The organism is Paucibacter sp. B51 (genome assembly GCF_027863535.1).
Classification (GTDB): domain Bacteria; phylum Pseudomonadota; class Gammaproteobacteria; order Burkholderiales; family Burkholderiaceae_C; genus Paucibacter_A; species Paucibacter_A aquatilis.
In genome coordinates this window covers 1,552,070-1,565,316 of the sequence record NZ_JAPIVN010000001.1, presented here as the reverse complement: position 1 = coordinate 1,565,316, position 13,247 = coordinate 1,552,070, and the positions used below count along the sequence as shown (strand labels likewise).

Here is a 13,247-nt window from a genome sequence, read left to right as displayed (position 1 = left end):
CTCAGCGGCGCACTTCGCCCTGGCCCAGCACCACCCATTTGAGCGAGCTCAGGCCTTCCAGTCCCACCGGGCCACGGGCATGGAGCTTGTCGGTGGAGATGCCGATCTCGGCGCCCAGGCCGTATTCAAAGCCATCGGCAAAGCGCGTGCTGGCATTGACCATGACGCTGGCTGAATCGACCTCGCGCAGGAAACGCATGGCATGGCCATGGTTGCTGGTGAGGATGGCGTCGGTGTGGTGCGAGCCGTAGCGGTTGATGTGTTCGATGGCCTCATCGAGGCTGTCCACCACCTTGATGCTGAGGATGGGCGCCAGGTACTCCTCGCTCCAGTCGGCTTCGGTCGCCGGCTTGATCACGGCGCCCGGGATGGGGCCCAGCAAGGCCAGGCTGCGCGAGCAGCCGCGCATCTCCACCCCCTTCTCGGCCAGCAGGGCGCCGATATGGGGCAGGAAATCCGAAGCGCTCTCGGCATGGACCAGCAGAGACTCGGTGGCATTGCAGGGGCTGTACTTCTGCGTCTTGGCGTTCATGACCACGGTCAGGGCCAGGTCGAAATCGACCTCGGCGTCGACATAGCAGTGGCAGTTGCCATCGAGATGCTTGATGACCGGCACCTTGGACTCGGCGCTGATGCGCTCGATCAAGCCCTTGCCGCCACGCGGGATGATCACATCCACATGCTCGGGCGCCGTAATCAGCAGGCCCACGGCGGTGCGGTCGGTGCTGGCGATCAGCTGCACGCCCTCGGGCGGCAGGCCGGCCTCGCGCAGGGCGGCCGCCACCAGCTCGGCCAGGGCGAGGTTGGAATGGATCGCCTCGGAGCCGCCGCGCAGGATGCAGGCATTGCCGCTCTTGATGGCCAGGGAGGCCGCCTCGATGGTGACGTTGGGGCGGCTCTCGTAAATCATGCCGAACACGCCCAGGGGCACGCGCATCTGGCCCACGCTGATGCCGCTGGGGCGGCGCTTGAGGCCGCTGATCTCACCGACCGGGTCGGGCATGGCGGCGATCTGCTCGCAGCCCTGGGCCACGGTCTCGATCACCTCGGGGCTCAGCTTCAGGCGGTCCAGCATGGGCCCGTCCAGGCCGGCGGCGGCAGCGGCTTTCAGGTCGCGGGCGTTGGCAGCAGCCAGGGCCGGGCCGGCTTCGCGCAGGCGGCGGGCCAGGCTCAGCAAGGCCTGGTTCTTGGCGGCGGTGGAGGCGGCAGCCATGCGGCGCGAAGCCTGGCGGGCAGCCTGGCCCACCGCCCTCATGTAGCGGGGCAAATCCTGGGCGGCCAGATCGGGAGAAGGCAGGGTCGAGCTCATGGCGCCATTCTCCGCGATGTGCCGGACGCGGCAGTTTCAGGTAGGTTCCATCGACACCCATGCCATTCCTCACAGCCGGCGCGCGCGCCTCTCGCACCCGGGTCTACCCGAATTGCAACGACCACCAAATTTCATCTTGTACCGGCAGCAGTTCATGCGGGCTGGCTTGCAGATCGTCGCCCAAATATTGGACTTCATCGCAGGCCGCTGTCGCCCGGTCGCTTGCTTTCCTACATTGAAGCCATCGACTCACCACCCCGTGCCGGCGTCGGCACCTAACGCAAAGAGGCCACACCATGAAGACTGTCACCGCCACCGCACGCATCGCTCTGTCCGCACTCGCTCTCGCAGCCTTCGGCGCTCAAGCGGCCGTACCCGGCCAGGACGAACTAGGCCCCGTTCGCCAAGCCTGCCCGCAGATCGATCAGAAGCTGCAGCAGGCCCTGGAACGTGACACCCGCAAGCTGATGGAGGCATCGCTGGCGCGCGTCGAGTTCACCGTCAAGGGCGACAGCATCAGCCAGGTTCGCCAGGAAAACACGCCCATCGAAGTGCGGGCACGTTTGCAGTCAGCGCTGCGCCAAGCCGGCTGCAAGAGCGATCAGGAAAAGACCCTGGCCTTCCACCTGAACCTCCTGCCCAATCGCTGAGCAACAGCGCTTCCACCGGCGGCGCGCTCACAGCTGCACATGTCTGGTGGAGCCGCCGTCGACATACCAGTTGGCACCGGCCACAAAGCTGGCGGCCGGGCTGGAAATGAAGGCCACCACGCGAGCGATCTCCTCCACGCGAGCCAGACGCTTCAGCGGGTTGCGTTGCAGCGCGCGCTGGTAGGCCTCGGGCTGCTGTTCGGCGATACGGCCCCAGAATCCGCCCTCGACCCAGGTGTCGCCGGGCGACACCAGATTGACCCGCACCCGCGGCAGCACACGGGCCGACAACGACTTCGCGTAATGCGCCACGGCCGCTTTGGCCGCGCCGTAGGCTTCGGAATTCGGGCAGGCTTGAGAGCTGGCGCGCGAACCAATGCAGGTGATGGCGGCCTGGGGCGAGTCTTGCAGCCAGGGCAGCATGGCCTCACAGCAGCGCACGGTGGCAGCAACATCGAGCGCCAAGGCCTGCGACCAATCGGCCGAGAGCGCGCTGACATTGGCCACAAAAATGTCCTGCGGCCCGAGCTCCTGCAACCAGGCCTCGAAGGCGCCCGGCTCGGCCACATCGAGCGCGCGCGCCTGCACCCGCCCCGGCAGCTGCAGCGCCTGCAACTCGGCCAGGCGGGCGGCGATGCGCTCGGGCCCACGCGCGCAGAACGCCACCTCGCAGCCTTCGGCCGCCAGCGCCTGCACGATGGCCGCACCGATGCCGGCCGAGCCGCCAGTCACCACTGCCCTCAGGCCTTTCAATCCCAGATCCATGCACCCTCCCCGGCATCAAGCGCCGCGGCATGCGGGCTGTGGGCGTCATTCTGTGCCAGGCCATCGGTCCGCCGACGCGCACTGCGCACCTTCCCGCTTGCGCTGCGCACGGCGCTCAACTACATTTGTAGTACGACACCTGTAGTAGAGGGCAAGTCCATGTCCGAAGACAAAAGCGAACTGAGCCTGAGCGAGCTGCAGCTGAGCCTGATGCGCGTGCTCTGGCAGCGCGGCCAGGCCAGCACGGCCGAGGTGGCCGAGGCCTTGCGCGCCGAAGGCCGACCCCTGGCTCACACCACCGTGGCGACCTTGCTGCAGCGCCTGGAAAAGCGCGGCCTGCTGGCCTGCGATCGCGAGGCCCGCGCCTTGGTCTACCGCCCCTGCGTGTCCGAGCCCGAGGTGCAGAAGTCCATGGTCAGCGGCCTGCTGGCCAGCCTGTTCGCCGGCAAGGCCAGCGCCCTGCTCAGCCACCTGCTGAAAGCCGGCGACATCGCCGACGAGGACATGGCGCAGATGCGCCGCCTGCTGGCCAAGGGCGGCACGAGCAAGAACCCCAAGGACGGCAGCCATGACTGAGCCCCTCAGCATCAACGCGCCCCTGCTGCTGGCTGGCCTGAGCAGCGGCCTGCTCAACTACCTGCTGCACAGCAGCCTGCTGCTCGGTGGCGCCTGGCTGATCGAGCGCAGCGCCCGCCTGCGGCCGCGCCAGGCCTCGCATCGCGAGGCCCTGTGGCGCCTGGCCTTTTTCGGCCCGGTGCTGACGGCCGGCCTGGCTACGCTGCTGAGCTGGAGCCCGGCACCGACGGCCGGGCCGCTCGCATCGCCCACCGCCACCAGCACAGCGATCGAGCGCCCCGCCCTCCCGGAGCCAAGCGACGCGCCGACCGCCACAGCGACCCCACCGATGCGCGAACCCGCGCCGATGACTGGCGCAGAGCGCCCCACTCGCCAAGCGCCGGCCGCACCACGCGCCTGGCTGCAACTGCCCCCCGAAGCCAGTGCCGCCGTGGCCGCGCTGGCGGCGGCCTGGGCGCTGTTGGCCGGTCTGGGCCTGCTGGCCACCGGCCTGGCCTGGTGGCGCCTGCGCGTGCAGGCGCGCCGCCTGCCCCGCTTGGACGACGATGCCGATCTGCACGGCTGCCTGCAAACCCTGGCCCGATCCGCCGGCCTGCCGACCCCGCCCCTGCGCCTCGGCCGCGCCGAGTGGCCCAGCCCCCTGATCGCCCCGGGCGGCGCCATCTGCCTGCCCGCCTGGGCCCTGCAGCTGCCGCCCGCGCAGCGCGAGGCGGTGCTGGCCCATGAGCTGGCGCATCTGCGCCGGCGCGATCCGGCCTGGCGCCTGGCCGCCCAGCTGCTGAACCAGCTGGCCTGGCTGCAACCCCTGAACCGCCTGGCTCTGCGCCGGCTCGACGCCCTGGCCGAACAGGCCTGCGACGCCTGGGCCACCGCCCGACCCAGCGATGCCGCCCGCGAGCAGGCCCGCCGCGCCCTGGCGGAGAGCCTGTACCGCTGCGCCCAAGAGCTGCAGCAGGCAGCCCACCCGGTGCGGCGCCTGCAGCTGCTGAGCCGCATGGCCGCCAGCGGCCGCTCGCCCCTGCTGGCCCGCATCGACGCACTGATGAACCCTGCCCCCAACCCGCACGGAGACCCGACCATGAACCCCAAGCCCGAACCCTACACCGCCCTGCCTGCACGCGAGCTCTGGCGCAAGCGCGTGCTGGTCGGCGGCCTGACCCTGTGCGCCCTGGCCCTGCCCTTGCTGGGCGTGGGCCACAGCCAGCCGCTGGACCTGAGCCGCCTGCGCGACCTGGGCCACAGCTTCGAGGCGCGCTTCGGTGTGGGCTCGGCCATGGGCACCCGCATCGTCAAAAACAGCCCCTCGCACAACCTGGACATCCGCCTCAGCGGCCAGATGCGCTTCAACGAGGACCAGACCGCGCTCGAAAGCCTCAGCCAGGGCCGCCTGCTGATCGATGAGCGGCGCGAGGGCTGGCACCGGCGTGCCGAGTTCCTTCCGGGCGAAGCCGGCCAGGCACCGCGCCTGGTTTACAGCCTCGACGGCAAGGAGCAGACCCCGGACGCCGAGGGCCAGGCCTGGCTGTGCGATCGCGTGGCCCTGGCCGGCGAGACGATCGAGGGCAGCGAGAAACGCGTGCGCAGCCTGCTGGCCCAAGGCGGGGTGGCGCGCGTGCTGGCCGACATCCAGGCGCCTAACATCGAGGATCACCGCCGCCGCGGCCGCGCCCAGGCCCTGCTCCAGCAAGGCCCGCAAAGCGAGAGCACCTTGCAAGCCCTGATCCGTGTCCACGAGGGCATGGACTCGGATTTCGAACGCCGCCAGCTGCTGCAGAGCATGATCGAAAAGCAGACCCTCAGCCCGGCCCTGCAGGCCCAGCTGCTGCAAAGCCTGCAGCACATGAGCTCGGACTTCGAACGCCGCCAGGTGCTGGAGGCCCTGTCCGCCACGCTCAGCAGCGAGCCGGCCACGCTGCAAGCCTGGCTGCAGGCGGTGGACGGCATGGACTCCGACTTTGAAAAGCGCAGCGCCATCGTCGACATCGTCGATCGGCAGTCGCCCACAAGCGGCCTGCCCACCTTGGCCGCCGCCCTGCAGGCCAGCCTGGGCCTGAGCTCCGATTTCGAGCACCGCAGCGCCCTGGAGGCCGTGGCCCAAAAGCTGCCGCGCCAGGCGGCACTCGATACGCAGGCCGAGGCGGCCCTGCGGGCCTACAGCGAATCGGCCCGCCGCATCGACAGCGACTTTGAGCGTCGTATGGCCCTGAGCGCCCTGCTCGACGCAGGCGTGCACCAGAAGGCCGCGCTGCTGGGTGTGCTCGATGCCGCACGCAGCATCGACTCCGATTTCGAGCGGGCCGAGTTGCTCAGCGCCCTGGCGGCCCACCTGCCGGCCGATGCCGAGCTGCTGGCCCGTTATCGCCAGGCAGCCCGCGGCCTGAGCGAACATGAGCGCGGCAAGGTGGAGGCCGCACTGGACCCGGTGATGGATCGCCTGGCCATGGCAGCGCCGGCGGCGCCGGCCACACCCGCCCAGGCCGCGCCCGCGGCCTCCGCCGCACCGGCTGCTGCCATCTCGCGCCTCAAGCCGCCCAGCCCGCCGCGCCCGCCGGCCGCCCCTTCGCTGCCCTAAGGCTGGCAGCGCCTCAAGCCGGAATGCGCTGCAGCAGCGCCAGCCACAGCGGCGCCGTCAGCACAAAGCCCAGGGTGGACACCACCACGGCGGCGGTGGTCTCGCCCTCCTGACAGCGGTAGCGCTGGGCAAAGATCAGGGCGTTGGAGCCGGTGGGCAAGGCCGCCATCATCAGCACCACCCCCAGCGGCATGCCGCGCAAACCGAGCGCATAGCCCAGGCCCAGCACCAGGGCCGGCAGCACGAGCAGCTTGGCCGCCACCAGGCCCAACACCGAGGTCCAGCGCTGCGGCCAGCCCAGGTAGGCCAGGGACATGCCGATCAGGGTCAGGCACAGCGGCACCACGGCCGTGCCCAGCATCTGCAGCACCTCGTCGAGTACCGCCGGCAGGCCCAGGCCCAGGGCGTTCCAGCACAGGCCCGCCACCACTGGCAGCACCACCGGGTGGATCACCGTGTTGCGCACGGTGTTGGCCAGCAGGCTGCCCAGGCCGGTGGGCTGGCCCTGGCTGCGCTCACGTGCCAGGTCCAGCTCCACCAGGGCCGTCAGCACGGTCAGGATGCTCAGCGCATGCAGGCTGACCACGGTGATGTGGATGGCCAGGCCCGCCTCGCCAAACACACCGGCCGCCAGCGGCACGCCGACCTGCAAGGTGTTGCCAAAGGTGGCAGTAATGGCCTGCACGCTGGGCACGGCCGCACCGGCGGCCGCCGCACCGCGCCAGCGCTGCAAGGCATACAAGGCCACCAGCAGGCCCAGCACGGGGGCGAAAAATGCCGTCAGCGTCAGCCAGGGCAGGCTGGCGAACTCGACCCGGGCCGTGGTGCGAAACAGCAGGGCGGGCACGAAGATGTAGAAGGCCACATTCGACAGCACCCGCGCCGGGTCACCGCCGCTGCCGCCGGCATCCGCCCCACCCAGCCAGCGCATGCGGCCGACAAACCAGCCGATGGCCACCGCAATCAGAATGGCCAACAGCTTGTGAAAAACAATCCAGCTCATGCGGCCCAGTATGCCGCGCCCGGGCCAGCGGCCTGGAGAACCGGCGGGAGAGCCGCCCGGCTCAGTGCGTGGTCGGCAAGCTCAGCTCGAACTCGAACACGCTGCCCTCGCCCAGCTCGCTGCGCACGCGGATCTCGCCGCCCATCTCGCGCAGCAGCTGCTGGCTGATCGACAGGCCCAGGCCGGTGCCGCCCAGGCAGCGTGCGTCCTCGGCCACCTGCTCGAAGGGCTTGAACAGGCGATCCATCATGCGCCGGGCGATGCCGATGCCGGTGTCGTGCACAACAAAGGCAATGCGGGCGCGGCTGTCCTGCTGCGCGACCAGGCTGACCTGCAGACCGAAGCGGCCCTGGTCGGTGAACTTGACCGCGTTGGACAGCAGATTCATCAGCACCTGGCGCAGGCGCTGGCCATCGACCAGCACGCGGGTCGGCAGCTGCGGGTCGATCTCGACCTGGAAATCCAGGTTCTTCTGCTCGGCACGCAGGCGCACACTGTCGGCCACCATATCGAGCAGGGCGCGCAGGTCCACCGAGCTGGGCTGCAGGCGCACCTTGCCGGCCTCGATGCTGGCCATGTCCAGCACATCGGAGATCAGGCTCAGCAGATGCTCGCCGGCATCGCGGATCTGGCCCACCTTGGCCTGCTGGGCCGGGCTCAGGCTGGCATCCATCTGCAGCAGCTGGCCGAAGCCGAGGATGGCGTTCAGCGGCGTGCGGAACTCATGGCTCATGGTGGCCAGGAAACGGCTCTTGCTCTGGCTGGCGCTTTCGGCCCGGGCCTTGGCCTCGCTGAGCTCGCGGGTGCGTTCGGTGACCACCTCTTCGAGATGGTCGCGGTAATGCGTGAGCTCCTGCTCGGCCTGGCGACGCAGGCTGATGTCGCTGACCATGCCTTCGATGCGCAGGCCCTGGCCGCCGCCGCCCGGCACGACATGGACGCTCAACTCCACCCAGAGCTGGCGCCCCTCGTTGGTGGCGATCAAGAGCGGCACCTGCTGCAGCAGGCGGTGGCGCTGCAGGGCCAGGGCGATGCGCTTGAACTCCTGCGCCTCGATCTGCACCAGGCTGCGCAGTCGCCGGCCCGAAGCCATGGCCTGGGCCGGGCTGTGGAAGCCCAGCATCAGGGCCAGGGCGCGGTTGAGACTGAGCAGGCGGCCGCGCGCATCGCACTGGAAGATGCCCTCGGTGGCGTTCTCGAACAGGCTGCGAAAGCGCTCCTCGCTGAGCTGCAGGCCCTCGGATGAGGCCAGCAGACGGGCGCTCATCAGATTGAACTGCTCGGTCAGGGCACCGATCTCGTCGTCGCGCTCGACCTCGGTGGTGGCGCCCAAGCGGCCCTCGGAGACCTGGCGCGCCATCTGGCCCAGGCGCTGCACCGGGCGCTGCACCAGGCGATTGACCAGCAGCAGGCTGGCCGCCACCACGGCCGCCAGCATGGCGCCCAGCAAGCTGGCCACAAAGCGGCGCATCTGCGCCACCTGGCGGTACACGCCCTCGCGGCTGAGCACCAGGGTGGCCTGGGCCACCACCGTGGGGGCCAGGTCCGGGGCGGCCTGGTAGCTGATGTCGAACTGGCGGCTCAGCGGCTCCACGGCCGGCTCGCTGCGCTGGCGGCGCAGGGGCTCGGCATTGACGCCGACCGGGCGCAGCTCGATAGAGTGAACCTCGGGGTCCGCCATCACGGCGTCCAGCAGGTTCTTGATGGCGATGTTGTCGAGGTTCCAGATCGGCCCGGCAAAGCCCAGGGCGACCAGGCTGGCCATGCGGGTCTGGCGGTGGTCGAGGGCGAGGTTGAGCTCCTGCTCCTCGCGCGAGGTCCAGGACCAACCCAGTGCCAAAGCCAGCAAACCGGCCGCCAGCGCCATGCCCAGAATCAAGCGGGACTGGATGCCGAAGCTCACTCGCACTGGGGCCATGCACTCACTCCTGACCTGGGCCGGACCAAGACCAGACCGAGGCGGCTCGCGGGCGGCCCGGGTCTAACGCAACTGCTCTGCGCATCAGCATAGCGCCTTTGTGCGCCATGCCGATGAGGAGCAGCCCCAGTTCCCCTCGCAAGTGGGGGTGGGCGTCATGCAGCGCCCGGGCTTCAGGCGGCCTTCTTGGCCGCCGCCTTCTTGGCTGGCGCCTTCTTTGCGGCCACCTTCTTGGCCGCAACCTTCTTGGCCGCCGGCGCCTCGCTCACCACATCGGCAGCCGCCGTCTTGGCCGCGGCACCGCGCAGCGGCACGCCCGGCTTGGCCGCGCGCGGCTCGAACTCGAAGTTCACCTTGCCGGCCTTCTTGTCGTAAGCCAGGAAGGCCTTGAACTTGCGCCGGGTCTTGTTGGAGACGAAGTTCTCCAGCAGCGCGGTCTTGCCCTCGCTGAGCAGCTTTTGCATCTGGCTGATCTCGATGGGCTGCTGCAAGATGATCTTGCCGCTCTTGAAATCGCAGGTGATGGCGGCGCCCACGGCATGCTCGCAGACGTAGTTGCTGCCGTGCTCGAAGACCCGGCCCTGGCACTTGGGGCAGGCGCCCAGCGAGGTCTGGGCGCTGAAGTCCACCGCCTCACCATCGCCCTCGCCGTTCTTGCCGTCGTCGCCGAAGTCGAACTCGAGCTTCCAGTTCTGGATCTCTTCGTCGAAGACCAGGGCCAGCTCGGCCGTGAAGGGCCAGCCGGCCTTGGAGCGGAAGCCTTCCAGCGGGCCGATCTTCTTGTCGGCCAGGAACTGCTCCACCTCGTGCAACTCAAAGCTGCGGCCGCCGGGGATCTTGCCGATCGAGAAGCCGCAGCCCTCCGAAGCGCCATCCTTGCCGGTGCAGGTGAAGCGACGGTAGTTCTCCTTGACCACGCCGCTGCACTTCGGGCAGGGCGTCTTCAGCGTGGCGTAGTCGCCGGGGATGGTGTCGCGGTCGTATTCCTTGGCTTTTTGCACCACGCGCTCGGTCATGGCGGCGATCTTGGCCATGAACTCGTCGCGGTTCAGGCGACCCTTTTCCATCTCGGAGAGCTGGAACTCCCAGTCGCCGGTCAGCTCGGGCTTGGTCAGGTCCTTGATGTCCAGGCCGCGCAGCAAGGTCATCAGCTGGAAGGCCTTGGCCGTGGGGATCAGCTCGCGGCCATCACGCAGCATGTATTTTTCGGTCAGCAGGCCTTCGATGGTGGCGGCGCGGGTCGCTGGCGTGCCCAGGCCCTTCTCGGTCATGGCTGCGCGCAGCTCTTCATCGTCGATCAGCTTGCCGGCGCCTTCCATGGCCGAGAGCAGGGTCGCTTCGGTGTAGCGGGCGGGCGGCTTGGTGGCCAGACTCTTCACATCGACCGACTCGGTGCGCACCACCTCGCCCGGGGCCACAGCCACCAGATTGGCATCGTCTTCCTGCACTTCCTTGCCGTAGACGGCCAGCCAACCCGGCTTGACCAGCACCTTGCCATTGGTCTGGAAGTTCAGCTCCTTGCCCGCGGCCTTGACGGTGCTGATGCGGGTGGTGACCAGGAACTCGGCCGGCGGGAAGAACACGGCCAGGAAGCGCTTGACCACCAGGTCGTAGAGCTTGGCCTCGATGTCGGTCAGGCTCTTGGGCGCCTGCAGGGTCGGGATGATGGCAAAGTGATCCGAGACCTTGCTGTTGTCGAAGACCTTTTTGGTCGGCTTGATATAGCCCTCGTTGAGCGCCTTGCGGGCGTGGCCGGCCAGCTCGCGCAGAGGGCCGGGCAGGTCCTCGCCGGCGATCATCTCGGCGGTCTGCTTGGCCACGGCCAGATAGTCCTCGGGCAGGAAGCGCGAGTCGGTCCGGGGGTAGGTCAGCACCTTGTGCTTTTCATACAAAGCCTGAGCCAGGCTCAGCGTGGTCTTGGCCGAGAAGCCGAAGCGCGAGTTGGCCTCGCGCTGCAGGGTGGTCAGGTCGTAGAGGCCGCCACAGCTGCTGGTGGTGGGCTTGCTTTCTTCGCGCACGCTGGCCGGCTGGCCCAGGGCGGCGGCGGCGATGGCATCGGCCTCGGCGCGGTTCCAGATGCGGTCGGCGCGCGATTCGGCGTCCTCGCCCTTCTTCCAGCTCGGGTCGAACCACTTGCCTTCGTACTGGCCGGCCTGGGCGTCGAAGACGCCGCGCACTTCCCAGTAGTCGCGCGCCACATGCTTGCGGATCTTTTCTTCGCGCTCGACGACGATGGACAGCGTCGGCGTCTGCACCCGGCCGACCGTGGTCAGGAAGAAGCCGCCGTCGCGCGAGTTGAAGGCGGTCATGGCGCGTGTGCCATTGATGCCGACCAGCCAGTCGGCCTCGGAGCGGCAGCGCGCGGCATCGGCCAGAGGCAGCATCTGGGCATCGCTCTTGAGCTTGTCGAAACCGTCGCGTATGGCTTGCGGCGTCATGGACTGCAGCCACAGGCGCTGCACCGGCTTGTTGATGGCGGCCTTGGCCGTGCCAGCGTACTGCACGATCAAGCGGAAGATCAGCTCCCCTTCGCGGCCCGCGTCACAGGCGTTGATCAGCTGGGTGACGTCCTTGCGGCGGATCAGCTTGACCAGGGCATTGAGGCGGCCCTTGCTCTTGTCGATGGGGTTGAGGTCGAAGTGCGGCGGGATCACCGGCAGGTTGGCAAAGCTCCACTTGCCGCGCTTGACGTCGAACTCCTCGGGCGCCTTGATCTCCACCAGGTGGCCGACGGCCGAGCTGACGACGTAGTCCTCGCTCTCGAAGTATTCATCGTGCTTGTCGAACTTCCCCGCCTTGGGGGTCAAGGCGCGGACGATGTCCTGCGCCACGGACGGCTTCTCGGCAATGATCAGGGTCTTGCTCATGATGATGATGAAGTTTTCTACTCGTCTATTCGCTGCCGGCCGAAGTCGCTGACTCCGGCCTGCCTACAATCCGGCCTCGCGCGCGCCCATGCACATACGTACCTGCACGCGCGCACACCCATGAATTCAATGTAACCACAACTTCCGATGACGCAAGCCGCTCGCAAAAAGTCTGCCCCGGCCTCGGCCCCGGCTGCCAAGCCCGCCCAGCCTGCCAAGGCCGCAGCGGGCAGGGGTCGGCGCATCCAGGTCCGCAATTCCGGTGTACATGGGCGCGGAGTCTATGCGCTGGCGCCGATCAAGGCGGGCGAAGTCATCATCGAATACACGGGTGAGCTCATCAGTTGGGACGAGGCCATGGAGCGCCACCCCCACGATCCCAAGCAGCCCAACCACACCTTCTACTTCCACATCGAGGACGGCCGCGTCATCGATGCTCTCTACGGCGGCAACAGCTCGCGCTGGATCAACCACTCCTGCGAACCCAACTGCGAGACCGACGAAATCAAGGGCCGCGTCTTCATCAAGGCCCTGCAAGACCTGTCCCCCGGTGAAGAGTTGTTTTATGACTACGGCCTCACCATCGACGAGCGCTACACCCCGAAGCTGAAGAAAGAGTTCGCCTGCTACTGCGGCAGCCCCTTCTGCCGTGGCACCATGCTGGCGCCCAAACGCTGAGCGATGTTCCGCCACCCATGAGCCTCTCCGAACGCAGCCATCTCGACTGGAAAGCCGAAGCCCTCTGGCAAGACCTGACCCCCTTGCTGCCCGGCATCAGCATCGAAGTGCTGGCCCGCACCGCCTCCACCAACACCGCCCTGCTGGAGCGGGTGCGCAGCCAGGCCCAGCAAGGCACGGAAAGCCGCTACGGCCGCCGCGCCCACGACATGCAGCCCTGCCTGCTGGTGGCCGAGCACCAGACCCACGGCCGCGGCCGCCAGGGCCGCGCCTGGCTGTCCACCCCCGGCGCCTCGCTGACCTTCTCCTTGGGTCTGCCGCTGGATCTGGCCGACTGGGGCGGCCTGTCCCTGGCCATCGGCTGCGCGATTGCCGAGGCCCTGGAACCCAGCAGCAAGCTGGCCGCCGGCCAGCGGCCGCGCCTGGAACTGAAGTGGCCCAATGATTTGTGGCTGGATGGCCGCAAGCTGGGCGGCATCCTGATCGAGACCGTGCCCGCCGGTGAGCAGCGCATGGTCATCATCGGCGTGGGCCTGAACATCCAGGCCCTGGCCGGCGAGCCCGACACCCAGCCCGGCGCCACCTTCAACACCGGCTTTGCCTCGCTGAGCGAGTTCGATGCCACGCTGGATGGCCCCACCGTGCTGGCCCGCATCGCCCCGGCCATGGCGCGCTGCCTGCGCGACTTCCCGCAGGGCGGCTTTGCCGCCTGGACCGAGGCCTATGCCCGGCGTGACCTGACCCTGGGCCAGCCCGTCAGCGCCGGCGCCCTGGAAGGCATCGCCCGCGGCGTGGCCGCCGATGGCTCGCTGCAGATCGACACGGCCCAGGGCCTGCAAAGCGTCAGCGCCGGTGAAGTCAGCCTGCGCCTGAGCACGCCGCCCGCCGCCCCGGCCACCGGCCGCTGAA

At 68.7% G+C, this 13,247-nt stretch carries 10 protein-coding genes; 5 read left to right on the top strand and 5 right to left on the bottom strand.

All coding sequences use genetic code 11. From position 1 onward, the window contains the following. Position 1: 1 nt before the first annotated feature. Positions 2–1,255, bottom strand: a complete 1,254-nt coding sequence (locus tag OOB33_RS06625) for a glutamate-5-semialdehyde dehydrogenase (protein WP_271010021.1) — start codon at positions 1,253–1,255, stop codon at positions 2–4. A 350-nt stretch (positions 1,256–1,605) separates the two neighbouring features. Here OOB33_RS06625 and OOB33_RS06620 point away from each other — a divergent pair, with 350 nt between their 5' ends. Continuing rightward, positions 1,606–1,959 carry a hypothetical protein gene (locus tag OOB33_RS06620; RefSeq protein WP_102768347.1) on the top strand — a complete coding sequence of 118 codons (354 nt, stop codon included), beginning with the start codon at positions 1,606–1,608 and terminating at the stop codon, positions 1,957–1,959. A gap of 27 nt (positions 1,960–1,986) precedes the next feature. Here OOB33_RS06620 and OOB33_RS06615 read toward each other — a convergent pair whose 3' ends face one another. Beyond that, positions 1,987–2,724, bottom strand: coding sequence for an SDR family NAD(P)-dependent oxidoreductase (locus OOB33_RS06615; protein WP_271008104.1), 738 nt, complete (start codon positions 2,722–2,724; stop codon positions 1,987–1,989). A 159-nt stretch (positions 2,725–2,883) separates the two neighbouring features. Between OOB33_RS06615 and OOB33_RS06610 the strand changes: the two genes are divergently transcribed. Continuing rightward, on the top strand, positions 2,884–3,300 hold the full coding sequence (locus tag OOB33_RS06610; RefSeq protein ID WP_102768349.1) for a BlaI/MecI/CopY family transcriptional regulator: 417 nt from the start codon (positions 2,884–2,886) through the stop codon (positions 3,298–3,300). Beyond that, positions 3,293–5,872 (top strand): M56 family metallopeptidase, encoded by a 2,580-nt coding sequence (locus OOB33_RS06605; RefSeq protein WP_271008103.1) that lies wholly within the window; start codon positions 3,293–3,295, stop codon positions 5,870–5,872. The genes OOB33_RS06610 and OOB33_RS06605 overlap by 8 nt, the downstream gene beginning before the upstream one ends. Positions 5,873–5,885: 13 nt before the next feature. On the opposite strand, the gene OOB33_RS06600 is transcribed toward OOB33_RS06605, so the two are convergent. The 3 genes from OOB33_RS06600 to OOB33_RS06590 all read right to left on the bottom strand — a co-directional run bounded on the left by OOB33_RS06600 (position 5,886) and on the right by OOB33_RS06590 (position 11,660). Next, a complete protein-coding gene (locus tag OOB33_RS06600) occupies positions 5,886–6,875 on the bottom strand; it encodes an AEC family transporter (protein ID WP_271008102.1) in 990 nt (329 codons plus the stop codon). A gap of 61 nt (positions 6,876–6,936) precedes the next feature. Continuing rightward, positions 6,937–8,793 (bottom strand): ATP-binding protein, encoded by a 1,857-nt coding sequence (locus OOB33_RS06595; RefSeq protein WP_102768352.1) that lies wholly within the window; start codon positions 8,791–8,793, stop codon positions 6,937–6,939. A 173-nt stretch (positions 8,794–8,966) separates the two neighbouring features. Further along, the gene (locus OOB33_RS06590) at positions 8,967–11,660 is read right to left on the bottom strand and encodes a DNA topoisomerase III (protein ID WP_271008101.1); all 2,694 of its coding nucleotides are present in this window, start codon (positions 11,658–11,660) and stop codon (positions 8,967–8,969) included. 147 nt (positions 11,661–11,807) lie between these two features. Between OOB33_RS06590 and OOB33_RS06585 the strand changes: the two genes are divergently transcribed. Next, positions 11,808–12,338: an SET domain-containing protein gene (locus OOB33_RS06585; RefSeq protein WP_171828153.1), complete on the top strand. Its 531-nt coding sequence runs from the start codon at positions 11,808–11,810 to the stop codon at positions 12,336–12,338. A 17-nt stretch (positions 12,339–12,355) separates the two neighbouring features. Next, positions 12,356–13,246 (top strand): biotin--[acetyl-CoA-carboxylase] ligase, encoded by an 891-nt coding sequence (locus tag OOB33_RS06580; RefSeq protein ID WP_271008100.1) that lies wholly within the window; start codon positions 12,356–12,358, stop codon positions 13,244–13,246. Position 13,247: the final 1 nt, after the last annotated feature.